Source organism: Sulfitobacter sp. M85, from assembly GCF_029285915.1.
GTDB classification, from domain to species: domain Bacteria; phylum Pseudomonadota; class Alphaproteobacteria; order Rhodobacterales; family Rhodobacteraceae; genus Sulfitobacter; species Sulfitobacter faviae.
The window spans coordinates 532,373-558,299 of sequence record NZ_JABECQ010000001.1 but is presented as its reverse complement, the minus strand read 5'-3'; the positions used below and the strand labels follow the sequence as shown (position 1 = coordinate 558,299).

Sequence of the window (25,927 nt, the reverse complement as noted above, 5' to 3'; positions counted from 1 at the left end):
CCGAGAGAGAATGAGACATACTATGGCGGACGGGCGCATGATGGCCCCTAGCAGCGGCGACAGCCTGCTGTTTTTGACGGACGAACAACTGCGGCAGGGGATCGAGGCGATGTTCTTTGCCTATCGCGGTTTCACTGCCGATCCCGACCGGATTCTGGCCGATATGGCCTATGGCCGCGCGCATCACCGCGCCATCCACTTCATCAACCGCGCCCCTGGCACGACGGTGAACAACCTGCTCAATATCCTTGGGGTCACGAAACAATCGCTCAACCGTGTCTTGCGCACGTTGATCGCCGATGGTCTGGTGCAGAGCAAGGTTGGCCGCAATGACAAGCGCGAGCGGCACCTGTTCCTGACCGACGAGGGTCGCAAGCTGGAACAGGAGCTATCAGACGCTCAGCGCGCGCGCATGCGGTTGGCCTTTCGCACCGCCGGACCCGAAGCCGTGGCCGGTTTCAGAACGGTATTGGAGGCCATGATGGACCCCGAAATGCGCCAGAGCTTTGACCGGCTGCGCGAAAGCGCCCCATGAACGATCTCGACCCGCACCTGCTGGTCGTAGACGACGATGAGCGGATCCGCAGCCTGTTGAAGAAGTTCCTGATGCGGAACGGCTTTCTGGTCAGCACGGCCCGCGATGCGGCCCATGCACGGCGGGTGCTGGCGGGGTTGGAATTCGACCTCATCGTGCTTGACGTGATGATGCCCGGCGAAGACGGCATGGCGCTGACCTGCTCTTTGCGCGAAACCCTGCAAACGCCAATACTGTTACTGACTGCCAAGGGCGAGACCGACAACCGCATCGAAGGGTTGGAGGCCGGGGCGGATGATTACCTGCCCAAACCCTTCGAGCCCAAGGAACTGCTGCTGCGCATCAACGCGATCCTGCGCCGTATGCCAGACACCTCTGCCGCCGATGCCGCGCCAAAAGTGCTGTCGCTCGGCGTAATCCGCTATGACATGGAGCGGGGCGAGATGTGGCAGGGCGACGATCTGGTACGCCTCACCGCGACCGAAGTGCAGCTGATGAAGATTTTCGCCGCGCAGCCCGGTGTCGCGCTCAGCCGGTCCAAACTGGTTGAAGAATTGGGCCGCGACCGTGGGCAAGCGCAGGAACGCGCGGTGGACGTCCAGATCACCCGCCTGCGCCGCAAGATCGAGAGCGATCCGAAACAGCCGCAATATCTGCAAACCGTGCGCGGCGCGGGCTATATGCTGGCGCCGGACTGACCCGGCCCTTTCAGCGAAACACATAGGTAAAATTCATGGGGCCAGCCCGCTGGCAATGCGCGGCGCGAAGTTCTATTGTCGCGCGAAATTCCGAAAACGAGGCGCGCAATGTCCGACACACCCGTAGAAGAGATGAACTTTGAGACCGCCATGGCCGAGCTTGAGAAAGTCTTGGGCCAGCTTGAAAACGGCAATGTCGCATTGGACGAAAGCATCGCGCTTTACGAACGCGGGGCCAAGCTTAAGGCGCGCTGCGAGACCAAGCTGAAAGAAGCTGAAGAGAAGGTCGCCGCGATCACGCTTGACGGCGATGGCAACCCGAATGGGCTGAAACCCGTCGAAGGGCTTTGACCGCCCACATGCAAGAGACCACCCCCCATCCCTTGGCAGAGGCGCTTGCCCATGCCCGCGATCTGGCGCAAGCGCAGATCGACGCAGCACTCGGCGCGCATGACGGCCCGGTGGCCGAGGCGATGCGCTATGCCTGCGGCGGCGGCAAGGGGCTGCGCGGCTTTCTGGTGATCGAATCCGCCCGGCTGCATGGCATCGCCCCCGGCATGGCCGCCCCTGCGGCGGCAGCCATCGAGGCGCTGCACGCCTATTCGCTGGTGCATGACGACCTGCCCTGCATGGACGACGACGATCTGCGCCGGGGCCAGCCCACGGTGCACCGCAAATGGGACGAGGCCACCGCCGTTCTGGCCGGTGACGCGCTGCAAACGCTGGCCTTTGAACTGCTCGGCAAAGCGCCCTGCCCGGCGGAGGCACGTCTGACCTTGATGACCAGCCTCGCCCAAGCGGCAGGCGTCGGTGGCATGGTCGGGGGGCAAGCGCTGGACATCGCCGCCGAAACCGCCCCCGCCCCGCTGTCGCTGGCCGAGATCACGGCGCTTCAGGCGGGCAAGACCGGTGCCTTGATCGAATGGTCCGCCATGGCCGGGCCCCGGATGGCCGGTGCTGATGCCACCGCCCTTGGGACTTACGCCAAACACCTCGGCCTCGCCTTTCAGATCGCCGATGACATTCTCGATGTCGAAGGCGACGCCGAAACGGTGGGCAAGGCGGTCGGCAAGGACGACGCGGCGGGCAAGGCCACTTTCGTGTCCCACCTTGGGCTGGCCGGGGCCAAGACCCGCGCCGCCGAATTGGTGGACATGGCCTGCGACGCCCTATCTGAATATGGACCAGAGGCGCAGAGCTTGCGAGCCGCTGCCGCCTTCGTTATTGCCCGCGACAGCTAGCCGGGCGGCACATGCGCCAATGCGGCACCAGAGAGGCCCCGATGAGTGACAAACCCGCCACACCCCTGCTTGATCAGGTCACCCGCCCTGCGGACCTGAAACACCTGTCCGATGCCGAACTGACCCAAGTCGCCCGCGAACTGCGGGCCGAGACGATCTCGGCCGTGTCGGAAACCGGCGGGCATCTCGGCGCGGGACTGGGCGTGGTGGAACTGACCGTGGCGCTGCACGCGGTTTTCGACACCCCGCGCGACAAGATCATCTGGGACGTGAGCCACCAATGCTACCCGCATAAGATCCTCACCGAACGCCGCGACCGCATCCGCAGCCTGCGCATGAAGGACGGGCTATCGGGTTTCACCAAACGCAGCGAATCCCCCTACGACCCCTTTGGCGCGGCGCATAGCTCGACCTCGATCTCAGCCGCGCTCGGCTTTGCCGTGGGCCGCGATTTAGGCGGTGTGATCCCCGAAGGCTTGGGCGATGCGATTGCCGTGATCGGGGATGGCGCGATGAGCGCGGGCATGGCCTATGAGGCGCTCAACAACGCGGGTGATCTGAAAAAACGCCTGATCGTCATCCTCAACGACAACGAGATGTCCATCGCCCCGCCGGTGGGCGCGATGTCGAGCTACCTCAGCCGCCTCTACGCCGAAGCGCCGTTTCAGGACTTCAAAGCCGCCGCCAAAGGCGCGGTGAGCCTGCTGCCCGAGCCCTTCCGCGAGGGGGCCAAACGGGCCAAGGATATGCTCAAAGGCATGGCCGTGGGCGGCACGCTGTTTGAGAACCTCGGGTTTTCTTACCTCGGGCCGATCAACGGGCATGACATGGACCAGTTGCTGCCAGTGCTGCGCACCGTCCATCAACGCGCGACCGGGCCGATCCTGATCCACATCCAGACGCAAAAGGGCAAGGGCTACGGCCCCGCCGAAGCCGCGCGGGATCGCGGCCATGCCACGGCCAAGTTCAACGTGGTGACGGGCGAGCAAAAGAAAGCCCCCTCCAACGCGCCGAGCTACACCCGCGTTTTCGCCGACAGCCTGCTGGCCGAGGCCGCCGAGGACGACAAAATCTGCGCCGTGACTGCCGCCATGCCCGATGGCACCGGCCTTGACCTTTTCGCCGAACGCTACCCCAGCCGCTGCTTCGACGTGGGCATCGCCGAGCAGCATGGCGTGACCTTCTGCGCGGGTCTCGCCGCGGCGGGGATGAAACCCTTCTGCGCGATGTATTCCACCTTCCTCCAACGCGGCTACGACCAAGTCGTGCATGATGTGGCAATCCAGCGCCTGCCGGTGCGTTTCGCCATCGACCGCGCGGGGCTCGTGGGCGCCGACGGGCCGACCCATGCGGGCGCCTTCGACGTGGCCTTCCTCGCCAACCTGCCGGGTTTCGTGGTCATGGCCGCCGCCGATGAGGCCGAGTTGCGCCATATGGTCGCCACAGCCGCCGCCCATGACGACGGCCCCATCGCCTTCCGCTATCCGCGCGGCGAAGGGCGCGGGGTTGAGATGCCAGAGCGTGGCACCCCGCTGGAAATCGGCAAGGGCCGGATGATCCAAGAGGGCAGCAAGGTCGCGCTTTTGTCCTTCGGCACCCGTTTGGAAGAGGTCGAGAAGGCCGCCGAACAGCTTCGAGCCAAGGGCATCACCCCCACCATCGCCGATGCCCGCTTCGCCAAGCCGCTGGACCGTGAGATGATCCTCAAGCTCGCCCATGACCACGAGGCGCTGATCACCATCGAAGAGGGGGCAGTCGGCGGCTTCGGCAGCCATGTCGCACAGCTGCTGGCGGATGAGGCGGTGTTCGACAAGGGGCTCAAGTTCCGCTCCATGGTGCTGCCCGATACCTTCATCGATCAGGCCAGCCCGGCGGATATGTATGCCGTGGCGGGGATGAACGCCGAACAGATCACCGCCAAGGTGCTTGAGGTGTTGGGCATTGGCGACTTGGACGCGCAGCGCGCCTAACTTGCGGCGGTCAGCACCAGCAGGCCGCCCGCGACCAACGTAATCGCCACGCAGAGATAGCCCAAAAGCACGAAGAGCCCGTCGCGGGTGAATAGCCCGAAAGCCAACAGCGCCACGGTGCCCGCCCCGAGCGACGACATCATCGGCAGCACCTCCATGAAGGGCCAGCCGAGCGGGATGATCGTGACCACGACAAGTGTGATGAACCGCATCGGCCCGGTGGTGAGAAACTGAAGGCGCGGCTTGCAACGCCCGTCGACGAAAGCGCAAGGGCGGCGCAGAAAGCGCACGCAGCCGCTCAACCGATGGCCTGCCACCTCGCGCCGCAACAGAAATCGCGGCATCCATAGCCTGCGCCGCCCAGTCACCGCCTGCACGGCCAGCAGGATGATTGTCACCGCCGCAAGGGTCGAGACGCCGGGAATGCCCGACAGGGGTGAGACCAGCAGCAAGGCGACGATCAGGATCAGAGGGGTGATCGAACGGTCGCCGATCTCATGCAGCACGTCGTTGATCGACACCGCCTCCTTCTCTGCCGCGCGCTCCATGCTATCCAGCAGATAGGCCAACGTATGTTCGTCTTGACGCATTCAATGCCTCTGGCGGTGCCTCGGATTCAGTCTTCCGCCTCCAGCAGCGCGGCCAGACCAGAGCGGTAATCGGGATAGATCGGTTGCCAGCCCAACGCCGCCTTGGCGTGATCGTTCCGGACCTTCTTGCTCTCCGCGTAAAAGCTGCGAGCCATGGGGGTCATCTCGGCCTTGTCGAAGTCCACCGCCGGGGGCAAGGGCAGGCCCAAAAGCGCGGCGGCATGGCCGATCACATCCTGCGGCGGGGCGGGATCATCGTCACAAAGGTTATAGATCGCCCCCGGCTGCGGCTTGGCCAGCGACAGGTCCAAGGCTTGGGCGATATCCTCCACATGAATACGCGAGAAGACCTGCCCGGGCTTGATGATGCGCCGCGCCGTGCCTTTGCGCACCTTGGCGAATGGCCCGCGCCCGGGGCCGTAGATGCCCGCGAGCCGGAAGATATGCAGCGGCAAGCCGGGGATCGCGCCCCATGCCGCCTCGGCCTGCACCCGCGCCGCGCCGCGCCGGGTGGAGGGGGTGAGCGGTGTCGCCTCATCCACCCAATCGCCCCCGTGGTCGCCGTAGACGCCGGTGGTCGACAGATAGCCGACCCACCGCAAATGGGGGGCCGCTGCGGTGATTTCATCCTGCAAATCCAGCAGAACCGGATCCCCCTCCGGCCCCGGCCCGGCAGAGACCAATAGGTTGGGAACCTCTTGCAAAAGCGCAGACAGATCGCTGCCGGGCCAGAGCATGGGCTCCACCCCCGACGCTGCGATCTCATCCAGTTTTTCGCGGCTGCGGGTCGTGCCGATGATGCGCCAGCCCTGCGGGAGCAACCGGGCCGCCAAGGCCCGCGCGCTATAGCCATGGCCAAGGGAAAGAAGCGTTTTATCCATACCGCCAAAGTGGCCCGCTTGGGCCGCAACCACAAGCGGCAAGCGGTGGATTTACTCTTTCAGGAGGTAACAAAACCAATTCTTAGCACATACGCCCAGCGGCGTCTCCCCCGACGCCTGCAAACCTCAACCTCGGCTGAAGAAGTTCTGGACGGTTTGCAGCATCAGGGCAAAGTCAAAACAGATGCTTTGATGGCGCTGATAGATCAGATCAAGCTGGGCCTTGCGCGGGACGCAGGTGCGACAATAGACACGATCGGTCTCTGCCGCGGTCTCGCAGCGTGACAGCAGCCGTTCTTCATGTTTGTGAAAGCGGATCGTGGCCAGACCGGTCACGCCGGGCCGGGATTTCAGGACGTCGGCATAGACCTCGGGGAAACGCTCAACATATTCGCGCAGCGGCGGGCGGGGGCCGACAAAGCTCAGATCTCCGCGCAGGATGTTCCACAGCTGAGGAAACTCATCCAAGCGCCGTGCCCTGAGCCATGCGCCCGTGGGGGTGATCCGCGCGGTCTTGTTGCCGCCCGACACGCCCTGGTCCTCTTCTGCCACGGTCATCGTGCGCAGTTTCCAAAGCTTGAAACTCTCTTCCGGCGTTTTCATCCGTTCGGCCACATGGAAAAGTGGCCGCCCCTCTTTGACCAGCAGCCAGACCAGCAACCCCAGCAGGATCGGCCCCAAGATGATGACGAGCAGGCTGGCGAAGAACAGATCGAAAATGCGCTTGCGCCAAGTCATTGATGGGTCTTCATCGTTTATTCATATCCTGCTGCCATTCATGCACCAAACCGGCGGGCGTTTGAGTTTCTGGCGTGAAATCGACGTGGCGTTCAAGTGCATTCGTATCCAGCCGCACCTCGGGAATGGCAGCGGCAGGGGCGGGTTTGGGCTCCCACGCCAGCCCCGCCGCATCCAGCAACGCGCCCATTTCCACCGCGCCGGGGGCCGCGATGTTCAGAATGGGCGGCAGTTTGTCTGCTCGGTAGAGCGCGTGCAGCACCCGCGCCAAGGTCACCGGCCCGATGTAACTGCGGCTTGGTGTGCGACCATCGGGGAAGCGATCAATCTGCATGCCTGGTCGCCAGCCCCCGAGAATCGCATCCGCCCCCGCTACGTTGCCAATCCGCAGCGCGGTGACTGCGGTCTCGCTCTGCGCCTTATGCACCGCCCTTTCCATCGCAAGCTTCTGTCGGCCGTAGTCCGACAGCGGGGCACAGGACAGATCCTCCCACAGCGGGCCATTCTTTGCCCCATAAACCCTTGCCGATGAGGCGACGAGAAGCTGCGGGACCCCCGCCGTTTCTGCCAGTTTCAGCGCAGCTAAGGCGAGGGTCGCGTTATCTTCCAAGGCAGCACCCCCAGCCCCCGCCCGGGCTGGCGTCACACCCGCCAAAGAGATGATCGCTCTTGCCCCACGCGCGGCTGCGAGGGCCGCGTCGCTTGGGCTCTCTTCTGCATCTGGCAAATCGAAATCATAAAAACCGGGCCGCGGCTCTCTCGACTGGCTGCGCAGCGCCTCCGGCTCTGGCCAATGACGGCGCAGCATGCCGCCCAGCCGCCCCGTCGCGCCAAGCAAAAGCACATCGCCAGATGCCACCCCCCTGCCCGAAGCCGCATTGCCCATTGAAATCATTGACGCCATAGGTTCAGTCATTATCCTGCCGAATTAGAATTGTAATCATAGGCCGCGCAGGCAGCATTCTGCGAGACCCCTTATTTTACATTAGACATTGATCAAATACCCCGGTTTGCCGGCAAAACATTCGGAAGCGATGCGCATCTTATGAAGCACTTCAGCAAGCTGTTCCTCTCGATCCTGCTGGCATCCTCTCTTGCCGCCTGCGCGAGCCTTCCGCGCGGTGCCGCCATTCAGAAAGAGGTGACACGGGCGGCGGAGACTCCAGATGCGGATATCGCTGTCTATCCGGTGACCCATGCCTTTCTGCCCCATGTTGCCCAATGGCCCCGAACCGATAGTAAGCGCCATAGTTGGATCGGTGCCAGCCGGGGGTCAAATGCCCAAGTCATCCGCCCCGGCGATCGGCTGGACCTCTTGGTCTGGGACAGCGGCGATAACTCCTTGCTGACCTCTCCGGCTCAACAAGTCGCCACACTGCCCGGCATTCGCGTCTCGGAAAGCGGGACCATCTTCATGCCCTATATCGGCAAGGTCAAAGTCTCTGGCCGCACTCCGGATTCGGCCCGTCAATTGCTTCAACGGCAGCTTGAGGGGATCGTGCCCTCCGCACAGGTGCAACTGGCGATGACCGAAGGACGCGGCAATTCGGTGGACCTCGTGGGCGGGGTGAACAAGCCCGGCAACATCCTGATGCCGGACAACAACTTCACCGTTCTCGCCGCAATCTCGGCTGGCGGCGGCGTGCTCTCCAGTATCGAAAACCCGCAGGTCAAACTGCTGCGCGGCGCCAATATCTATACCACCTCGATCGACCGGCTTTACGAGAACCCAAGCCTTGATACCCGGCTGATCGGGGGCGATAAGCTGATCATCGAAGATGACCGCCGCTACTTCCTGTCGCTGGGTGCCGCCGGGCGGGAGGCACAGTTTCCCTTCAACCGCGACGAAGTCTCGGCGCTGGATGCATTGGCAATCATCGGCGGGGTGAACGAATCCCGCGCCGATCCCGAAGGCATCCTGATCCTGCGCGAATACCCCGCCAGCGCGGTGAGTGCGGGCGTGCGCGGCCCGCGCCGCAGGCGGGTGGTGTTCACGCTGGACCTGACCACATCCGACGGGCTGTTCTCGGCGCGGAATTTCCACATTCAATCCGGCGATCTGGTGCTCGCGACGGAAAGCCCGCTGTCGGACACCCGCACCATTCTGGGCCTTGTCGGTTCGGTCTTCGGGCTGGTGAATACCGCCGGAAACCTCAGCAACTGACCCTAGCCTATCCGCTTGCCCTCGGGCACCAATGCGTTGATCTGCGCAAGGTGTTCGGGCAGGCAGCGGGTCAGGAAATCATAATTCTCAACCACATGGGCTCGCGCCGCCGGGCCGAGATGGGCGTGATCCTGCGGACGGGCGAGCACCTCTACCACCTGCGCTGCCAGCGCATCGGGGTCGAAGAAATCCACCAGCAAGCCGGTTTCACCGTGGGTCACGGCCTCGCGCACCGGGGCCACATCAGAGGCGACGATCGTGGCCTGCATCGACATGGCTTCCAGCAAGGACCAAGACAGCACGAAGGGCATCGTCAGATAGATGTGACAGCGGCTGATCTGCACGAGCTTCTTGAAGTCGGGATAGGGCACTTTGCCCACGAAATGCACGCGGTCCCAATCGACCCGATCCTGCAACTCCGCCGCCATCTCTCCGCGCAGACCGCCGGGGTGATCGCTCTGTTTGCCGTAGGAGACCTCATTGCCGCCGACGATCACCACCCGTGCATTGGGCCGCTCAGCCAAGATACGCGGCAGGGCGCGCATCATCGTGTGAAAACCGCGGGTCTTTTCCAGATTGCGCGCGACATAGGTGATGATCTCATCCTCGCGCGTGACGGGCCGCGCCAAACGCCCCAGACGCAGGCTCACATCCGGGTCGGGCAAAAGCTGATCGGTGCGGATGCCGTCGTGACAGACATAGAGCTTGTGGTGAAAGCTCTCGGGAAAACGGTCGCGCTGCCAATAGGTCGGGCAATGGCCCAGATCGACGGTTTCGATATTGGCCAGCGGTACGATGTTGCGGGCATGGTTGAGGTAGGGCGCATGGGCCGAGATTTTCTCGGCAGGGTCAAAGCCCACCATGCCGCCGGTCATGTTATAGTAATACTCGAAATAACCGATGATCGGCACATCCGGCCAAAGCTGTTTGAAGAAACTCAACTCCCCCCAACCGACGTGGCCGATGATGATGTCGGGGCGAAACCCCTCTCGCGTTTCGATCTGCTGGGCGGCGTTGACGGCGCCGAACCCATTGCCTGAGGCTTCCTCCCAAATGCGCGAGAGACCATAGGCCTTCTCGTCGGGGCGGTGATGGGGGCGGTAGACACGGGTTTCGACCCCCGGCAACTGCGGCGCATTTTGACGTTGGGTCAGAAAATAAATGCGATGCCCGCCCGTCTGCGCCAGCCATTGTATCAATTCCCGGTATTGGCCGGGCATGTTCTGGTGCACAAAGAGAAAATTCATATAATCGTTCCGTAAAAGCCTTGCGCGCCAGTTAGCCGCAAGCGGCGCGCTCTGGCAACATCGCGCGCCCTTTCCGATGGCGTGATCGCTTGAACCTCCCCCGGCCCTATGTCACCTTTGGACATGACAGATAAAACGTTCCCCTCTTGGCCCGATGTGGCCGCGCAATTGGTCGAGGTCGCCGCCGGACGGCGCGCGGCCGACACGATCATCACCGGCGGCACATGGGTGAATGTGCACACCCGCGAATGCCTGCCCGACCATGACATCGCCATCGCCGCCGGGCGCATCGCCTTTGTCGGTCCCGACGCCGGCCATTGCCGGGGCGAGAGCACCCGCATCATCGAGGCCAAGGGCCGCTACATGGCCCCCGGCCTTTGCGACGGACATATGCATATCGAGAGCACCATGCTCACCCCCGCCGAGTTCGCCCGCGCCGTGATCCCGCATGGCACCACCTCGGCCTTCACCGACCCGCATGAGATCGCCAATGTGCTGGGCCTCGACGGCGTGCGCATGATGCATGATGAGGCGCTGATGCAGCCCATCAACATCTTCACGCAGATGCCCTCCTGCGCGCCCTCCGCCCCGGGGCTGGAGACCACGGGTTTTGAGATCACCGCCGAGGATGTGGCTGAGGCGATGACATGGCCCGGCATCGTGGGTCTGGGCGAGATGATGAACTTTCCGGGCGTCAGCAACGCCGATCCGCAGATGCTGGCCGAGATCGCCGCCACGCAACGCGCGAACAAGACGGTGGGCGGGCATTACGCCTCCCCCGACCTCGGCCCGGCCTTCGCCGCCTACGTGGCCGGTGGCCCGGCGGACGATCACGAGGGCACTTGCGAGGCCGACGCCGTGGCGCGGATGCGGCAGGGCATGCGCTCAATGATCCGGCTGGGGTCGGCCTGGTACGACGTGAAGACGCAGATCACCGCGATCACCGAGAAAGGGCTCGATCCGCGCAACATGATCCTGTGCACCGATGACAGCCACTCGGGCACCATCACCAATGACGGCCACATGAACCGCGTGCTGCGCCATGCCATCGATTGCGGCTGCGACCCGCTGGTGGCGTTGCAGATGGCAACGCTCAACACCGCCACGCATTTCGGGCTGGAGCGCGAGATCGGCTCGCTCACCCCGGGCCGCCGCGCCGACGTGATCCTGACCTCGGACCTTGCGAGTTTCCCGGTGGAGATGGTGATCGCCCGCGGTGAGGTCGTGGCTGAGAGCGGCGACTGCCTTGTCGATTGCCCGCATCTCGACTGGCCTGGCACCGCGCGCAATACCGTGAACATGGCGCGCGACCTTGCGGCGGCGGACTTCGACATCCCTGCCCCCGAGGGCGCCAATGCCGTCACCGCCAATGTCATCGGCGTGGTCGAGAACCAAGCGCCCACACGCGCGCTGAAGTTCGAACTGCCGGTGACCGAAGGCCGCGTGCAGGGCACCGGCGAGGTCTGCCAAATCGCGCTGGTTGAGCGCCACCGCGCCACCGGCACGGTGACCAATGCCTTCGTCTCGGGCTTCGGCTACGAGGGGCGCATGGCCATGGCCTCGACCGTGGCGCATGACAGCCACCATATGATCGTCGTCGGCACCGATGCCGAGGAAATGGCCCGCGCGACCAACCGTCTGCGTGAGGTGGGCGGTGGCATCACCATCTTCCGCGAGGGCGAGGAGATGGCGCTGGTCGCCCTGCCGATCGCCGGGCTGATGTCCGACCGTCCCGCCGCGGAGGTCGCCGCCGATGCCGAAGCCCTCGTTCAGGCGATGATCGACTGTGGCTGCAAGCTGAACAACGCCTATATGCAGCATTCGCTCTTGGCCCTTGTGGTGATCCCCGAACTGCGGATCTCGGACCTTGGGCTGGTCGATGTGCAGAAATTTGAAATCATACCTTTGTTAGAGCCGCAAACATGACAACGATCCTGACCCCGGACACCCCGAACCCGGAAAGCTTCCGCGATGCGACCGCTGCCGTGGACCGTCTGACCGAACTCTATCAGCAAGCCACCACCTTCCTGCGGGAGTCTTTTGCCAAGGCGATGGAGAGCTCGGCCCCCGATGCCCGCGTCCGCGCCTTTTACCCTGAGCTGCGGTTTCGCACTTCCTCCTATGCGCATGTGGATACGCGGCTGTCTTTCGGGCATGTCTCCTCTCCCGGCACCTTTGCCGCGACGATCACCCGGCCCGATCTGTTTCGGAACTACCTGATCCAGCAAATCGGCCTGTTGATCGAAAACCACGACCAGCCGGTGATTGTCGGCCCTTCGACCACGCCGATCCCGGTGCATTTCGCCATGTCCGGCGACAACGCGCTGAACGTGCCGCAGGAGGGGGCGGCGGACTTCACCCTGCGCGATGTCTTTGACGTGCCGGATTTGTCGACCACCAATGACGATATCGTCAACGGCACCTATGTGCCCGAGGATGACGTGCGCCCGCTTGCACCCTTCACTGCGCAGCGGGTCGATTACTCCCTCGCGCGGCTGGCGCATTACACGGCCACGGATCCTGAGCATTTCCAGACCCATGTGCTGTTCACCAACTACCAGTTCTATGTGACGGAGTTCGAGCAATACGCCCGCGAGATGCTGCGCGACCCGGAAAGCGGCTATACCGCCTTCGTCTCGACCGGCAATGCCGAGATCACCGATCCCGATGCGCCCTTGGCCGAGACGCTGAAGACGCCGCAAATGCCGACCTATCACCTCAAGCGGGCGGATGGGTCGGGCATCACGCTGGTCAACATCGGCGTCGGGCCTTCCAACGCCAAGACCGCAACGGACCACATCGCCGTGCTGCGCCCCCATGCCTGGCTGATGGTGGGCCACTGCGCCGGTCTGCGCAACACGCAGGCTTTGGGTGATTTCGTGCTGGCGCATGGTTACCTGCGCGAGGATCACGTTCTCGACGACGACCTGCCGGTCTGGGTGCCGATCCCGGCGCTGGCCGAGATCCAGATCGCGCTGGAGCAATCGGTCGCGCAGGTCACCCAGCTTGAGGGCTATGAGCTGAAACGCATCATGCGCACCGGCACCGTCGCCACCATCGACAACCGCAATTGGGAACTGCGCGACCAGTCCGGCCCGGTGCAACGGCTGAGCCAGTCCCGCGCCGTGGCGCTGGATATGGAAAGCGCCACCATCGCCGCCAATGGCTATCGCTTCCGGGTGCCCTATGGCACGTTGCTATGCGTGTCGGACAAACCGCTGCATGGGGAGTTGAAACTGCCCGGCATGGCCTCGGACTTCTACAAAACCCAAGTCGCCCGCCATCTGATGATCGGCATCCGCGCCATGGAGTTGCTGCGCCGCATGCCGCTGGAGCGGATCCACAGCCGGAAACTTCGGTCCTTCGACGAAACGGCGTTCCTATAGGGCTAGAAACAGCGGAAAATCGCATGTTTTCGCGTTTATAGCGCCACAATTCGTTGTGTTATCCCACAACATACCGTTACATTCCGGCCATGAGGCCCTAAAAAGCGGGCAGTCTAAGGAGAATAAAATGGCAAAACCGATGACCAAGACCCAGCTCGTTGCTGCTCTGGCAGAAGAGATGGACACCGACAAGAAATCCGCAGGCGCAGCGCTCGACGCCGTTTGCAACCTGATCACCCGTGAAGTGTCCGCCGGCGGTGCCGTGACCCTGCCGGGCGTTGGCAAAATCTATTGCCGTGAGCGCCCCGAGCGGATGGTCCGCAACCCCGCCACTGGCGAACAGTTCAAGAAAGACGCCGACAAAGTGGTCAAGATGACCATCGCGAAGGCGCTGAAGGACAGCGTGAACGAGTAAGCCTTGGGCTGAGCGTTTACGAAAGGGTCGTCTTCGGACGGCCCTTTTTTGTTGTGGGATTGATGGAGGGCCATCGCCTCCGGCTTGTTTCCGGGCCGGGTGGCACATCTTACCAAACCCACCTTGCCCTCCCCCTACAAACCCGCCATTCCTTAGCAAGTTCAGCACAGGGGGCATTTCATGGACATCCGCGCAATTCTCATGGGGCTGGCCTTTGCCGTGATGTGGTCCTCGGCCTTCACCTCAGCCCGCATCATCGTGATGGACGCCTCTCCCCTGCTGGCCCTCTCCCTGCGCTACCTGATCTCGGGCCTGATCGGCGTCGGCATTGCGCTGGCCTTGGGGCAAAGCTGGCGGCTCACCCCTGCGCAATGGCGCGCCACGATCATCTTCGGCGTGCTGCAAAACGCGGTCTACCTCGGCCTGAACTTCATCGCCATGCAGACCATCGAGGCGTCCCTCGCCGCTATCATCGCCTCTACCATGCCGCTGCTCGTCGGCTTCGCCGCTTGGGCCTTCTTGGGTGAAAAACTGCGCCCTCTAGGCATCGCGGGGCTGTTCGCCGGTGTCATCGGCGTCGCCATCATCATGGGCGCGCGCCTTGGCGGGCAAGTAGACCTCTACGGCCTCATCCTTTGCGCCATCGGCGTTGTGGCCCTCACCGCCGCCACCCTGCTGGTGCGGGGCGCGACCTCGGGCGGAAACTTCTTGATGGTTGTGGGCCTGCAAATGCTCGTCGGTTGCGTCGCCCTCTCCATCGCCACCGCGCTGTTCGAAACGCCTCGGATCGACCCCAGCCTGCGCCTGACGCTCGCCTTCGCCTATACCTGCCTCGTGCCCGGGCTTGCCGCCACTGTGGTCTGGTTCTGGCTGGTCAACCGCATCGGCGCCACAAGGGCGGCGACCTTTCACTTCCTCAACCCCTTCTTCGGCGTGGCCATCGCAGCCCTGCTGCTGGGCGAAACGCTGGGGCCGCGCGACATCCTTGGCGTCGCGATCATCGCGGGCGGCATCCTCGCCGTTCAAATCTCGCGCCAGCGCAGGGCATAACGCCAGTGTGAGCCGGACCCCCTTTGAATTTCACCGCCACACCCCATCTAATAGGCCAAGCCCATGAACGGAGGACGCCATGCCCCAATACGAGAAAACCAACGCCGCGATTGACGCGCTGAGCCCCGAAGAATTCCACGTCACGCAGCGCAACGGCACCGAACGCCCCGGCACCGGCAAGTACCTCGACAACAAGGAACCGGGCATCTACGTCGACATCGTTTCGGGCGAGCCGCTGTTTGCCTCCTCGGACAAATATGAAAGCGGCTGCGGCTGGCCGAGCTTCACCAAACCGATCGAGCCTGCCTACGTTGAAGAGTTGGAAGACGCCTCGCTCGGCATGGTCCGCACGGAAGTGCGCAGCAAACACGGCGACAGCCACCTCGGCCATGTCTTCCCCGATGGCCCGCCCGACCGGGGCGGGCTGCGCTATTGCATCAATTCCGCCTCCCTGCGCTTCATCCACCGTGACGACATGGAAGCCGAAGGCTATGGCGAATATCTCAACCAAGTGGAGAATGTGACATGACAACCGAACGCGCAGTATTGGCCGGAGGCTGCTTCTGGGGCATGCAGGACCTGATCCGCCGCCGCCCCGGTGTGGTCTCGACCCGCGTCGGCTATACCGGCGGCGACGTGCCTAATGCGACCTACCGCAACCACGGCACCCATGCCGAAGGGATTGAGATCATATTCGACCCCGAGAAGACCTCTTACCGCGAGTTGCTGGAGTTCTTCTTTCAGATCCACGACCCGACCACGGTGAACCGTCAGGGCAACGACATCGGGATGAGCTACCGTTCGGCGATCTACTATGTGAACGACGAACAGAAAGCCGTGGCCGAAGACACCATCGCCGATGTCGAAGCCTCCGGCCTCTGGCCCGGCAAGGTGGTGACCGAGGTTGAGCCGGTGGGCGACTTCTGGGAGGCCGAGCCCGAGCATCAGGACTATCTTGAGCGGCTGCCCAACGGCTATACCTGCCACTTCCCGCGCGTTGATTGGGTCCTGCCCAAACGCGACGCCGCAGAATGAACCGCAGCCCCCGGCCCCGCGCCGGGGGCTAGCCCACCGCCACCCGAGGGCGGCCCGAAGCTTCGACGGTCAGCGCGGCCTCGACTAACACTTCCCGCCCTTCGACATCCGCCAGACGAATATCCCGCGTCACATGGCACTCGATCTCTGCCGCTCCGGCTGACTGGGCGCGCGCACGAGCGGCTTCGGTCAAAGCGCGCTCCCCATGGGCCAAGGCCCGTTCAGCGGTCGGAAAATCCTGCGGCCCATCGGCAAGGTGAAGGCGAAACACCCCTTCGTTCGGAACGGTAATGGTTGCACTCTCGCGCATGATCACCCGCCCCACCACCGCGCCGATGGCATTGGCGACATGAGCGTTCGCGGGCAGGATCATCTCACTGCCCAGCCTTTCGCCCACCGCCGGGTAGTAGGTCGCCGCCGAGGCGCCCAGCCCCACCATAGGTAAGTTCAGCCCCGCATCGATCCGCAGCACGCCGCGATGGCCCGAGAGGCCGCGCTGCATCAGCACATGGCGCGCCAGAACCTCTGGCGGCAGGTCGAAACCGGGTGTTTCTTCGGCAAATGCGGTCTCTAACAGGGCCAAGGTCGTCTGGTCGGTCAATCGGTCGAGGATGATCTGAGCGAGGTCATCAGGATCAGGACAGAACCGCATCCCCGACCCGCCGCGCTTGCGCCCGAACAGGGTCAGCGCCTTGCGCGCGGCACCGGCATCCCATGCGCAAAGATGCCCCGCCACATGGCTCGCATCCGTGGGCGTCACCCCCGCCAGTTGCACCAGCCCCCGCGCCACCAGCCGCGCCAAAGCGCTTTGGTCGACCCGGTTCCGCAGCACATCGCCCAAGGGCCAAACGTCGCTGCCGATCCGGTCCAGCAGGACCAAGTCGCGCGGGGCCAGACCTTCGGCCCCCTGCCCCTCTACGGCACGGACAAAGCGACCGTCATGCTCTGACACCACGCTGCGGCGCAGCTGCGCGTCCAAGGCGTTATGCACCACCTCCGGCGCGTCGACCGCAATGAGAGAGATCGGCAGCAGGCGCTTCGGCCCAAGGGTCACGCCTGCGGTTAGACCCTGAGACGTGAAATGCACCTCGCTGTCGCCGCCCAGCCCGTGGGTGCGCATCGCGACCGCCTCGACCATGGTTCGATAGGGACCGACCTGCGCGCCTGCCGGGTCAATCGCTGGGCGACCGTCGCGCAATAGGGCCACATCGGTCGTCGTGCCGCCGATATCCGATACCAGTGCCGTCTCTGCCCCGGTCAACCAGCGTGCGCCCACCAGCGACGCCGCAGGGCCGCTGAGGATGGTCTCGATGGGCCGTTCGCGGGCCTGTGCGCTCGACATCAGGGCGCCATCGCCGCGCACCACCATCAAAGGCGCGTCGATGCCTAGACGGCGCAGCTCATCCTCTGCTCGCCCAATCAGCCGGTCGATCATGCCGATCAGCCGCGCGTTCAACAGCGCCGTAAGCGCCCGTTTCGGCCCGTTCAGCTTGGCCGAAAGACTGTGAGAGGCCGAGACGGGGCGCCCCGTAACCTTTGCGACCAGTTCTGCGACACGCTGCTCATGCGCGGGGTTGCGCGTGGCAAATTGGCTGGCCACGGCAAAGCCGCTGACCTCGGCCTTATGCGTCTCTAAAAAGGCGATCAGGGCCGGTTCGTCCAGCGGCGCCGCCTCTGCCCCCGCGTGATCATGCCCGCCGGAGAGCAGCAGACAAGGGTCCCCCCGCAGCGCCTCCGACAGCCCATGCGCTTCAAGATCCGCCGCACGAAACCCGACATAGATCAACCCGACACGCCCACCCTGCCCCTCGACCAGCGCATTGGTCGCCAGCGTGGTCGAGAGGGAGGCCATGGCGATATCTTCCACCGCCACGCCGGATTGGGCCAAAACCGCGCTGACCGCCTTGCCCACGCCCACGGCCAGATCGGCACGGGTCGTCAGCGCCTTGGCGGTGGCGATCACCTCAGTCTCATCGCGGATCAGCACCGCATCCGTATAGGTGCCGCCCGTGTCAACGCCCAATAACACCGCCATGGGCGTGCCTCCTATGCCAAACGCGCTGCGGCCCAACGCGCGGCATCGGCCACGGTGGGGTCAGCGTCTTCGGCCAGAGATTGCGCCACGGGGCGCAGCCGCGCCAGCCCGGAATTGCCGATGGCATAGAGCACGTTTCGCACGAAACGATCCCGCCCGATCCGTTTGATCGGAGAGCCGGAATAGCGCGCGCGGAAAGCGCTATCGTCAAGGCCCGCAAGCTCGGCCAGATCGGCGGGCTGCACCGCCAGACCGTGGTAGCGCATATCGCTGGCCGCCACGGCGAACTTGTTCCACGGGCAAGCGGCAAGGCAGTCATCACAGCCATAAATCCGGTTGCCCATCTTCTCGCGCAGGTCCAGATCGACCGGCCCTTTATGTTCGATCGTCAGATAGGAAATGCAACGCCGCGCGTCGAGTTGATAGGGCGCGGGGAAGGCATCCGTGGGACAAGCCTCAAGACAGGCCCGGCAAGAGCCGCAGTGGTCCACCTCCCGGGCGTCGGGCGGCAGATTGAGGGTGGTGAAAACAGAGCCTAAAAAAGCCCAATTGCCGAACTTCCGGCTAAGCAGGTTGGTGTGTTTGCCCTGCCAACCGAGCCCCGCCGCCTGCGCGAGCGCCTTTTCCGGCACCGGGGCGGTATCGACGAAGACCTTCACCTCCGGATCGAGCGCGCGGGCCTCTTCCATAAGCCAGCGGGCCAGCCGCTTCAGCCGTTTCTTGACGATATCGTGGTAATCGCGCCCCTGTGCGTAGACCGAAATCCCGCCCTTGTCGGGATGCTCCAACACCGCGCGGGGGTCATGTTCGGGGGTGTAGCTTTCGGCCAGCATGATGACGGACCGCGCCTCGGGCCAGAGGGCGGCGGGATTGCCGCGCCAATGCATCCGCTCTTCCATCCAGCCCATCTGCCCGTGAAACCCGGCCTCGACAAATCGGGCGAGCCGTTCGGGCACTTCGGGCACGTCTTGGGGGCGGCAAATGCGGCAGGCGACAAAGCCTTCCTCAAGCGCCCGGGCCACCACCCGCGCCTTCAGAGCCTCCGGCCCGATCTCGGCGCGGGGGCGGGCAGGCATCAGAAGTCGAGGTTGTTGTAATGCAGCGGAGGCGGGAAGCCCGGCAGTTGATCGGCGAGGATCGAGCGGAAAGCCGGGCGCGACTTGATCTTGGCGTACCAATCCTTGACCACGTCAGAGCGGTTCCAATCCACGTCTGAGATATAGTCGAGCGAGGACAGATGCGCGGCGGCGGCGAAATCGGCCAGCGTCATCACGTCGCCCGCCAGCCAGCGGCGGTGATCCAGCAGCCACGCCATGTAATCAAGGTGATATTTGATCGCCTTGGCGCCGGCTTTCACGTTCTTGCTGTCCGGGTAGCCCTGTTTGGTGACCTTCTTGTTGACCCGCTCATAGAGCAGTTTCGAGGTCACCTCGTCGTGGAATTTGTCGTCGAACCAACTGACCAGCCGACGCACTTCCAAACGCTGCACCGGGTCGCTGGGCAGCAAGGATGCCTCTGGACGGGTCTCTTCGATATATTCACAAATCGCGGCGCTTTCGGCCATCATGATCCCGTCGAGCCGCAGCACAGGCACCTTGCCCGCCGGGTTGCGACGCAGGAAATCGGGGTCTTGCTCCCAATAGCGCTCCTCGACCAGTTCCACCTCGATCTTCTTCTCCCCAAGGCTAAGCCGCACCTTGCGACAGAAGGGGGACAAAGGAACGTGAAACAAGCGAGCCGTCATATAAAGTCCGTGTGGTTAAAGGGATTGCACTCTTCCATGCCTGCTGGCGCGGGGATTTTCAACTCTCGAAACAGGCGGCGCGACCGTCCGCGCGGATGGTCGCCGCCCCGTCCATGATCTGGGCCGTGCGCTTGCGGGTAAAGTCACCGGGGCGCGAGGCGGAACGCTCTTTCGGGTCGGGTAGGATCGCGGCAAGGCGGGCGGCCTGCGTGGCGCTCAGGTCTGCCGCCGCGACGCCAAAGTAATGCGGCGCCGCCGCCCCGACGCCAAAGACACCTTCGTCGAACTCGGCCACATTCAGATAGACCTCGATGATCCGCCGCTTGGGCCAGAGGGTTTCGACCAGCGGGGTCATCCCGGCCTCAAGCGCTTTGCGCAGCCACGACCGGCCATGCCAGAGGTAGACGTTCTTGACCGTCTGCTGGCTGATCGTCGACGCCCCGCGGGCCGACCCGTTTTCGATCGCGGTCCGAATGGCCTGCATGTCAAAGCCCCAGTGATTGCAGAAATTCGCATCCTCCGCCGCCACGGCGGCGCGGGCCATCACGGGCGCGATCTGTTCCAGCGGCACCCAGTCCCGCTGCACCCCGCCCAGACGGCGCGATTCCGAGAACATGTAGAAACCCGTGGGTGGATTGACGAAGCGGAATAGCAGCACCAACAGCACCGCCAAGAGAAAGGCCAGCGCCAAGGTGCGCAAGGCCCAACGGCGCGCGCGTTTCTTGAGCGAGGGGCTACTCTTGCTCGATTTCTTACCCTTGGGGGCGGTCTTTTTCCGTGTCGCCATGGATCAGCTATAGGCCGTCTGCGGGATTTTGTGAACGGCTCTCACGCGCGGTGATCTCTTGGGCGAGGTAGGCCCCGATCCGGGCAGAGCCTCGGGCCGAGGGGTGCACATTGTCGCGAGCGAAGAGCCCGCGATCCCCCCGGTCGATCACATCTTCGGAATCGACGAAATGGACCCCGGGGCGGCGCGCAGCGAAGCGGGCGATGCGGGATTCGATTTCGACCAGATCATCACGGCAGCCCGCGAAGGCGCCCGAACCGGAGCCTGCGTAATACCCCATCCACATGACCTGCGCGCCGGTCTGAGCGCGGAGGCGTTGCAGGAAGGCAGGGATGCTACCGCTTTGACCATCCGGCGCGATCAACGCATCGACGGCGGCTCCGCAGGCGCCACAGCCGCAATCGGCGTTCAGGTCATTCGCGCTGCCATTGACCACCACCCAGTTCCAGCGCCCGCCGGGGAACTGCTGCTGGATGTCAAAGCCGACGGCGGAGGCCACGGTCGAGGCATTGTCGAACTGAGCACCCGGCACGGCGCGGCTGGTGACGTTGCGACCCGTTTGACTGGCGATGACATCAGGGATGGCCCGACCCCCGTTCCACGCCATGATGGAGTCGCCCAAGACGAGGATGTCACCCCCGCCGCGCGGGGCGGTGTCGGTGCAAGCGGCAAGGCCGGTGACTAAGGCGAGGGCGATCAGAATTTTATGCATGGAGTCCTCCGATGCGGAGGAGGTAGCGCATCCCGTTCCGTCTACCACCCCGGCCCGGAAGCAAGCCGATGGCCCTCCCCGCGCGACCGGAGCCGCGCGGGGCAAAGATTACTCCGCCGGAACCGCGGCTTCTTCCACGCTGAGCGGCGCGGGCAGATGCACCAACATCTCCTTCGGGCAAACCTGCAAGAAGTTGTGCTTCTCGGTCTCCCAATGCTGAAGGATATCGGCGGCCTTGCGGCTCTTGGTCTCGGCGACATGGCGTTCCAGCAGACCGTGCAACTGATCGAGCCAATGATCGACGCTGACTGGGCATGTCACGATGGTCTCGGCGTTCATCAACTTATGGGCCGAGCCTTCGGGATCATAGAGATAGGCCATCCCCCCGGTCATCCCGGCAGCGAAGTTCGCGCCGATTTCACCAAGGATCACCGCCACACCGCCGGTCATATATTCGCACCCGTTGCTGCCGCAGCCTTCGATCACCACATGCGCGCCCGAGTTGCGCACAGCAAAACGCTCGCCCGCCCGGCCCGCGGCAAAGAGATAGCCCGCCGTCGCACCATAAAGCACCGTGTTGCCGATGATCGTATTCTCCGACGCCACCACGGGGCTCGCCATCGAAGGCCGCACCACGATCGTGCCGCCCGACAGACCCTTGCCGACATAGTCATTGGCATCGCCCGAGACTTCGAGCTTGAGCCCGGGCGCCGCGAAGGCCCCCAGCGACTGCCCAGCCGAGCCGGTCAGCTTCACCGTCAGGTGGTCCGGTTGCAACGAATTGCGCATCCCGAAGCGCTTGACGATATGGCTCGACACCCGCGTGCCGACGGTCCGATGGGTGTTTTGGACGGCATAGGACAGTTGCATCTTCTCACCGTCCTCAAGGAAGCGCGCGGCATCGCGGACGATCTGCGCGTCCAGCGTGTCGAGCACGACCTGACGCGGCTTGTCGCGGTCATAGACGTTCTCATTCGCGCCATCGACGGTGATCAACAGCGGGTTCAGGTCGAGATCATCAAGGTGCGCCGAGCCTCGGCTAACCTGCGTCAGCAGGTCGGCGCGGCCGATCACTTCATCAAGGCTGCGCGCCCCGATGGAGGCGAGGATTTCCCGCACCTCCTGCGCGTAGAAGGTGATGAGGTTAACGACCTTATCCGCATTGCCGGTGAACTTGCCGCGCAGCGCTTCGTCCTGCGTGCAGACGCCGACGGGGCAGGTGTTGGACTGGCACTGGCGCACCATGATGCAGCCCATGGCGATGAGTGCGGCGGTGCCGATGCCATATTCCTCGGCCCCCATCATCGCCGCCATGACGATGTCGCGCCCGGTGCGCAGCCCGCCGTCGGTGCGCAGCGTCACCCGATCGCGCAGGTTGTTCATCGATAGAACCTGATGCGCCTCAGTGAGGCCCATCTCCCACGGCAGACCCGCATATTTGATCGAGGTCGCAGGCGATGCCCCGGTGCCGCCATTATGGCCCGAAATCAGGATGATGTCGGCCTTGGCCTTGGCGACGCCGGCAGCAATTGTACCAACACCACTCGAAGCGACGAGCTTAACGGTTACCTTGCAGCGCGGGTTGATCTGCTTGAGGTCGTAGATCAACTGCGCGAGGTCTTCGATCGAGTAGATATCATGGTGCGGCGGGGGCGAAATCAGGGTCACCCCCTTCGTCGAATGCCGCAGCCGTGCGATCAGGTCGGTGACCTTCATGCCCGGAAGCTGGCCGCCCTCACCGGGCTTGGCGCCCTGCGCGACCTTGATCTCCAACTCTTCGCACTGGTTCAGATACTCCGCCGTCACGCCGAAACGGCCCGAGGCGACCTGTTTGATCTTGGCCGAGGGGTTGTCACCATTGGCCTCCGGCACGAAATGCGCCGGATCTTCGCCGCCCTCGCCGCTGTCGGATTTGGCGCCGATGCGGTTCATCGCCACGTTCAGTGTCTTGTGCGCCTCGGGCGACAGCGCCCCCAGCGACATGCCCGGCGTTACGAAACGCTTGCGGATTGAGGTGATGCTTTCCACCTCCTCCAACGGCACCGGGTTGCCGCGCGGCTTGATGTCCAAAAGGTCGCGCAGATGGATCGGCGGATTGCTCTGCATCTTTTTCGAATACTGCTGCCACATCTGGTAGGACGCTTTGTTGCAGGCCATTTGCAGCATATGCATGCTGCTCGCCTCCCAAGCGTGTTTCTCACCCGAGCGGCGCAGCTTGTAGAAGCCACCGATGGGCATCACGACCCCGTCGCCCTGCCAGCCCTTGGCGTGGACTTCCTCGGCCTTGCGTTGGATACCGACGACACCGATGCCCGAGATGCGGCTGGTCATGCCGGGGAAGTATTCGGCACACATGGCACGGGACAGGCCCACTGCCTCGAAGTTCAGACCACCGCGATAGGACGAGATCACGGAAATCCCCATCTTCGCCATGATCTTGAGCAGACCTTGGTCAATCGCCTCACGGTATTTCTGCACCGCCTGCGTCAGGGTCATGTCCAGCAATCCGCGCTCAATCCGATCGGCGAGGGAATCCTCGGCCAGATAGGCGTTAACGACCGTGGCACCGCAGCCGACCAGCACGGCGAAGTAATGCGGATCGACACATTCCGCCGAACGCACGTTAAGCGAGGTAAAGGTCCGCAACCCCTTGCGCACGAGATGGCTGTGCACCGCGCTGGTGGCAAGGATCATCGGCATCGCCACGCGGTCAGCACCGCTGTGCTGATCGGTCAGCACCAGATGCCCCGCGCCCGAGCGCACGGCGTCTTCCGCCTCGGCCCGGATGCGCGCCAGACCGGCGCTCAGATTGCCGTTGCCGGGCTCGAAAGTGCAGTCGATGGTGACGGTATGCACCTTGAACTGGGCCATCAGCTCATCGAACTGCGCATTGCCCACAAAGGGGCTGTCGAGCACGATGATCTCGGTCTGGGAGCTGTCTTCGTCGAGCACGTTCTTGAGGTTGCCGAACCGTGTCTTGAGGCTCATCACCCGGAATTCGCGCAAGGAGTCGATTGGCGGATTGGTGACTTGGCTGAAGTTCTGGCGGAAGAAATGGCTCAGTGGGCGGTACTGGCCGCTGAGCACCGCCGAGGGCGTGTCGTCGCCCATCGAGGCCAGCGTTTCCTTGCCGTCCTCGGCCATCGGCGCGAGGATCTGTTCCAATTCTTCGATGGTATAGCCCGCGGCCACCTGACGGCGGCGCAACTCGGCCCCTTCGAACAGCGGTTTTTCGGTGACACCGGCAAGGACGCCATCCATCTCGGTGATCTTGCCGACCCATTCGCCGAAGGGCTGGTTGGCGGCCAGTTTGTTTTTGATTTCAGTGTCATGGAAGAGTTTGCCCTCTGCCATATCCACCGCGATAATCTGCCCGGGGCCAAGCGCGCCCTTGGCCACGACGCGCGCCTCGTCCAGCGGCACCATCCCGGCCTCGGACCCGGCGATCAACATGCCGTCCGAAGTTTCGACATAGCGCATCGGGCGCAGCCCGTTGCGGTCAAGCCCGGCACAGACCCAGCGGCCATCGGTCATCGCTAGGGCGGCGGGGCCGTCCCAAGGCTCCATGACGGAGTTGCAATAGGAATACATGTCGCGCCATGCCTGCGGCAGTTCCACGGCCTGTTTGGACCAGGATTCCGGCACCAACATCGTCTTGGCCATCGGCGCGGAGCGGCCCGCGCGCACCAGCACTTCGAAGACCGAGTCGAGTGCCGCGGAGTCGCTGGAGCCGGAGGCCACGATCGGCTTGATGTCCTCGGCCATCTCGCCAAAGGTCGCGCTCGCCATGCGGATCTCATGGCTCTTCATCCAGTTCATGTTGCCCTTGAGGGTGTTGATCTCACCGTTATGGGCCAACATGCGGAAGGGCTGCGCCAGCCACCACTGCGGGAAAGTGTTGGTGGAATAGCGCTGGTGATAGATCGCGAAAGCGCTGATGAATTTGTCGTCCTTTAGGTCGGGATAGAACTCCGCCACCTGTTCGGCCAGCATCATGCCCTTGTAGATGATCGAACGGCAGGACATCGAAGCGATATACATCTGCGGCACCTGCGCCGCGATGGCGGCTTTCTCGATGCGGCGGCGGATGACGTAGAGCTCACGCTCAAAAGTCTCTTCATCCACGCCCTTGGCGTTGGAGATCAGGATCTGCTCAATCTCGGGCCTGGTCGCATTGGCCTTTTCACCCAGCACCGAGATGTCGACCGGCACATGCCGCCAGCCATAGATGTAGTAACCCATGCGGAGAACTTCGGTCTCCACGATGGTCCGGCAGGTCTCTTGCGCGGCGAAATTGGTGCGCGGCAGGAAGACTTGGCCCACGGCGATCAACTCGTCCTCACGCGGGGTGTGGCCGGTGCGGCGGACTTGTTCATAGAAGAAGGGGACGGGGATCTGCACATGGATGCCCGCGCCATCGCCGGTCATGCCGTCGGCGTCGACCGCGCCGCGGTGCCAGATCGCCTTGAGCGCGTTGATCCCGTTGACCACAACCTCGCGGGTCTTTTCGCCATTGATGTTGACCACAAGGCCCACGCCGCAGGAGGAATGCTCTTCCTCGAAACTATACATGCCCTTTTCGGCCATCATCGCGCGTTTGGCTTCTTCGCGGGCCACCCAGGCGTCATCATATTTGGTCATGGCTTGGTTCCTTCCACAAACGCCGCAAATCCTGCTTTGACTTGGGCCTTGGTTTTAT

General features: G+C 63.6%; 23 protein-coding genes. 12 read left to right on the top strand and 11 right to left on the bottom strand.

Annotated features, from left to right (window positions below; translation table 11 throughout):
- The first annotated feature begins 22 nt into the window (after positions 1-22).
- From HKX24_RS02815 to dxs, 5 genes are all read left to right on the top strand, one after another.
- Positions 23-535, top strand: a complete 513-nt coding sequence (locus HKX24_RS02815) for a MarR family transcriptional regulator (protein WP_067264985.1) — start codon at positions 23-25, stop codon at positions 533-535.
- Positions 532-1,233: a response regulator gene (locus HKX24_RS02810; RefSeq protein ID WP_271692790.1), complete on the top strand. Its 702-nt coding sequence runs from the start codon at positions 532-534 to the stop codon at positions 1,231-1,233. The genes HKX24_RS02815 and HKX24_RS02810 overlap by 4 nt, the downstream gene beginning before the upstream one ends.
- A 108-nt stretch (positions 1,234-1,341) precedes the next feature.
- Positions 1,342-1,584 (top strand): exodeoxyribonuclease VII small subunit, encoded by a 243-nt coding sequence (locus tag HKX24_RS02805; protein WP_067264990.1) that lies wholly within the window; start codon positions 1,342-1,344, stop codon positions 1,582-1,584.
- Between the two features lie 8 nt (positions 1,585-1,592).
- The gene (locus tag HKX24_RS02800) at positions 1,593-2,474 is read left to right on the top strand and encodes a farnesyl diphosphate synthase (RefSeq protein WP_271692789.1); all 882 of its coding nucleotides are present in this window, start codon (positions 1,593-1,595) and stop codon (positions 2,472-2,474) included.
- Positions 2,475-2,515: 41 nt separating this feature from the next.
- Positions 2,516-4,444 (top strand): 1-deoxy-D-xylulose-5-phosphate synthase, encoded by a 1,929-nt coding sequence (gene dxs / locus HKX24_RS02795; protein WP_168613002.1) that lies wholly within the window; start codon positions 2,516-2,518, stop codon positions 4,442-4,444.
- Here dxs and HKX24_RS02790 read toward each other — a convergent pair.
- From HKX24_RS02790 to HKX24_RS02775, 4 genes are all read right to left on the bottom strand, one after another.
- On the bottom strand, positions 4,441-5,034 hold the full coding sequence (locus tag HKX24_RS02790; protein WP_271692787.1) for an exopolysaccharide biosynthesis protein: 594 nt from the start codon (positions 5,032-5,034) through the stop codon (positions 4,441-4,443). The two genes, dxs and HKX24_RS02790, sit on opposite strands and share 4 nt — an antisense overlap.
- Positions 5,035-5,060: 26 nt before the next feature.
- Positions 5,061-5,915: an SDR family oxidoreductase gene (locus HKX24_RS02785; protein ID WP_271692786.1), complete on the bottom strand. Its 855-nt coding sequence runs from the start codon at positions 5,913-5,915 to the stop codon at positions 5,061-5,063.
- 126 nt (positions 5,916-6,041) lie between these two features.
- A complete protein-coding gene (locus HKX24_RS02780) occupies positions 6,042-6,653 on the bottom strand; it encodes a sugar transferase (RefSeq protein WP_271692785.1) in 612 nt (203 codons plus the stop codon).
- Positions 6,654-6,663: 10 nt separating this feature from the next.
- Entirely contained in the window at positions 6,664-7,557 is an 894-nt protein-coding gene (locus HKX24_RS02775) for an NAD-dependent epimerase/dehydratase family protein (RefSeq protein WP_271692784.1), read from the bottom strand.
- 141 nt (positions 7,558-7,698) lie between these two features.
- On the opposite strand from HKX24_RS02775, the gene HKX24_RS02770 reads away from it, so the two are divergent.
- Positions 7,699-8,817, top strand: coding sequence for a polysaccharide biosynthesis/export family protein (locus HKX24_RS02770; protein ID WP_271692783.1), 1,119 nt, complete (start codon positions 7,699-7,701; stop codon positions 8,815-8,817).
- Positions 8,818-8,819: 2 nt separating this feature from the next.
- Here the strand turns inward: HKX24_RS02770 and HKX24_RS02765 are convergent, their stop codons facing one another.
- Positions 8,820-10,064: a glycosyltransferase family 4 protein gene (locus tag HKX24_RS02765; RefSeq protein WP_271692782.1), complete on the bottom strand. Its 1,245-nt coding sequence runs from the start codon at positions 10,062-10,064 to the stop codon at positions 8,820-8,822.
- A 123-nt stretch (positions 10,065-10,187) separates the two neighbouring features.
- On the opposite strand from HKX24_RS02765, the gene ade reads away from it, so the two are divergent.
- The 6 genes from ade (at position 10,188) to msrA (ending at position 15,950) form a co-directional block, all read left to right on the top strand.
- Positions 10,188-11,990: an adenine deaminase gene (gene ade / locus HKX24_RS02760; RefSeq protein WP_271692781.1), complete on the top strand. Its 1,803-nt coding sequence runs from the start codon at positions 10,188-10,190 to the stop codon at positions 11,988-11,990.
- Positions 11,987-13,450 (top strand): AMP nucleosidase, encoded by a 1,464-nt coding sequence (locus HKX24_RS02755; RefSeq protein ID WP_067262140.1) that lies wholly within the window; start codon positions 11,987-11,989, stop codon positions 13,448-13,450. The genes ade and HKX24_RS02755 overlap by 4 nt, the downstream gene beginning before the upstream one ends.
- Before the next feature lie 127 nt (positions 13,451-13,577).
- Positions 13,578-13,865: an HU family DNA-binding protein gene (locus HKX24_RS02750; protein WP_007118569.1), complete on the top strand. Its 288-nt coding sequence runs from the start codon at positions 13,578-13,580 to the stop codon at positions 13,863-13,865.
- A gap of 180 nt (positions 13,866-14,045) precedes the next feature.
- Positions 14,046-14,915, top strand: coding sequence for a DMT family transporter (locus HKX24_RS02745; protein WP_271692780.1), 870 nt, complete (start codon positions 14,046-14,048; stop codon positions 14,913-14,915).
- Positions 14,916-14,994: 79 nt separating this feature from the next.
- Entirely contained in the window at positions 14,995-15,444 is a 450-nt protein-coding gene (gene msrB / locus HKX24_RS02740) for a peptide-methionine (R)-S-oxide reductase MsrB (RefSeq protein WP_271692779.1), read from the top strand.
- Positions 15,441-15,950 carry a peptide-methionine (S)-S-oxide reductase MsrA gene (gene msrA / locus HKX24_RS02735; protein WP_276153814.1) on the top strand — a complete coding sequence of 170 codons (510 nt, stop codon included), beginning with the start codon at positions 15,441-15,443 and terminating at the stop codon, positions 15,948-15,950. The genes msrB and msrA overlap by 4 nt, the downstream gene beginning before the upstream one ends.
- Before the next feature lie 28 nt (positions 15,951-15,978).
- Here msrA and HKX24_RS02730 read toward each other — a convergent pair whose 3' ends face one another.
- The 6 genes from HKX24_RS02730 to gltB all read right to left on the bottom strand — a co-directional run bounded on the left by HKX24_RS02730 (position 15,979) and on the right by gltB (position 25,869).
- Positions 15,979-17,985, bottom strand: coding sequence for a hydantoinase/oxoprolinase family protein (locus HKX24_RS02730; protein ID WP_276153813.1), 2,007 nt, complete (start codon positions 17,983-17,985; stop codon positions 15,979-15,981).
- A gap of 11 nt (positions 17,986-17,996) precedes the next feature.
- The gene (queG, locus tag HKX24_RS02725) at positions 17,997-19,061 is read right to left on the bottom strand and encodes a tRNA epoxyqueuosine(34) reductase QueG (protein WP_276153812.1); all 1,065 of its coding nucleotides are present in this window, start codon (positions 19,059-19,061) and stop codon (positions 17,997-17,999) included.
- Positions 19,061-19,729 (bottom strand): glutathione S-transferase family protein, encoded by a 669-nt coding sequence (locus HKX24_RS02720; RefSeq protein ID WP_067263858.1) that lies wholly within the window; start codon positions 19,727-19,729, stop codon positions 19,061-19,063. Before HKX24_RS02720 ends, queG begins: the two co-directional genes overlap by 1 nt.
- A 58-nt stretch (positions 19,730-19,787) precedes the next feature.
- Positions 19,788-20,516 carry a monofunctional biosynthetic peptidoglycan transglycosylase gene (gene mtgA, locus HKX24_RS02715; RefSeq protein ID WP_276153811.1) on the bottom strand — a complete coding sequence of 243 codons (729 nt, stop codon included), beginning with the start codon at positions 20,514-20,516 and terminating at the stop codon, positions 19,788-19,790.
- A 7-nt stretch (positions 20,517-20,523) separates the two neighbouring features.
- Positions 20,524-21,228: an SGNH/GDSL hydrolase family protein gene (locus tag HKX24_RS02710; RefSeq protein WP_271692775.1), complete on the bottom strand. Its 705-nt coding sequence runs from the start codon at positions 21,226-21,228 to the stop codon at positions 20,524-20,526.
- A 108-nt stretch (positions 21,229-21,336) separates the two neighbouring features.
- On the bottom strand, positions 21,337-25,869 hold the full coding sequence (gene gltB, locus HKX24_RS02705; protein WP_276153810.1) for a glutamate synthase large subunit: 4,533 nt from the start codon (positions 25,867-25,869) through the stop codon (positions 21,337-21,339).
- Positions 25,870-25,927: the final 58 nt, after the last annotated feature.

Coding starts and splice junctions, on each gene's coding strand:
- HKX24_RS02815 (WP_067264985.1), top strand. CDS start 23: ATGGCGGACGGGCGCATGATGGCCCCTAGCAGCGGCGACAGCCTGCTG.
- HKX24_RS02810 (WP_271692790.1), top strand. CDS start 532: ATGAACGATCTCGACCCGCACCTGCTGGTCGTAGACGACGATGAGCGG.
- HKX24_RS02805 (WP_067264990.1), top strand. CDS start 1,342: ATGTCCGACACACCCGTAGAAGAGATGAACTTTGAGACCGCCATGGCC.
- HKX24_RS02800 (WP_271692789.1), top strand. CDS start 1,593: ATGCAAGAGACCACCCCCCATCCCTTGGCAGAGGCGCTTGCCCATGCC.
- dxs (WP_168613002.1), top strand. CDS start 2,516: ATGAGTGACAAACCCGCCACACCCCTGCTTGATCAGGTCACCCGCCCT.
- HKX24_RS02790 (WP_271692787.1), bottom strand. CDS start 5,034: ATGCGTCAAGACGAACATACGTTGGCCTATCTGCTGGATAGCATGGAG.
- HKX24_RS02785 (WP_271692786.1), bottom strand. CDS start 5,915: ATGGATAAAACGCTTCTTTCCCTTGGCCATGGCTATAGCGCGCGGGCC.
- HKX24_RS02780 (WP_271692785.1), bottom strand. CDS start 6,653: ATGACTTGGCGCAAGCGCATTTTCGATCTGTTCTTCGCCAGCCTGCTC.
- HKX24_RS02775 (WP_271692784.1), bottom strand. CDS start 7,557: ATGGCGTCAATGATTTCAATGGGCAATGCGGCTTCGGGCAGGGGGGTG.
- HKX24_RS02770 (WP_271692783.1), top strand. CDS start 7,699: ATGAAGCACTTCAGCAAGCTGTTCCTCTCGATCCTGCTGGCATCCTCT.
- HKX24_RS02765 (WP_271692782.1), bottom strand. CDS start 10,064: ATGAATTTTCTCTTTGTGCACCAGAACATGCCCGGCCAATACCGGGAA.
- ade (WP_271692781.1), top strand. CDS start 10,188: ATGACAGATAAAACGTTCCCCTCTTGGCCCGATGTGGCCGCGCAATTG.
- HKX24_RS02755 (WP_067262140.1), top strand. CDS start 11,987: ATGACAACGATCCTGACCCCGGACACCCCGAACCCGGAAAGCTTCCGC.
- HKX24_RS02750 (WP_007118569.1), top strand. CDS start 13,578: ATGGCAAAACCGATGACCAAGACCCAGCTCGTTGCTGCTCTGGCAGAA.
- HKX24_RS02745 (WP_271692780.1), top strand. CDS start 14,046: ATGGACATCCGCGCAATTCTCATGGGGCTGGCCTTTGCCGTGATGTGG.
- msrB (WP_271692779.1), top strand. CDS start 14,995: ATGCCCCAATACGAGAAAACCAACGCCGCGATTGACGCGCTGAGCCCC.
- msrA (WP_276153814.1), top strand. CDS start 15,441: ATGACAACCGAACGCGCAGTATTGGCCGGAGGCTGCTTCTGGGGCATG.
- HKX24_RS02730 (WP_276153813.1), bottom strand. CDS start 17,985: ATGGCGGTGTTATTGGGCGTTGACACGGGCGGCACCTATACGGATGCG.
- queG (WP_276153812.1), bottom strand. CDS start 19,061: ATGCCTGCCCGCCCCCGCGCCGAGATCGGGCCGGAGGCTCTGAAGGCG.
- HKX24_RS02720 (WP_067263858.1), bottom strand. CDS start 19,729: ATGACGGCTCGCTTGTTTCACGTTCCTTTGTCCCCCTTCTGTCGCAAG.
- mtgA (WP_276153811.1), bottom strand. CDS start 20,516: ATGGCGACACGGAAAAAGACCGCCCCCAAGGGTAAGAAATCGAGCAAG.
- HKX24_RS02710 (WP_271692775.1), bottom strand. CDS start 21,228: ATGCATAAAATTCTGATCGCCCTCGCCTTAGTCACCGGCCTTGCCGCT.
- gltB (WP_276153810.1), bottom strand. CDS start 25,869: ATGACCAAATATGATGACGCCTGGGTGGCCCGCGAAGAAGCCAAACGC.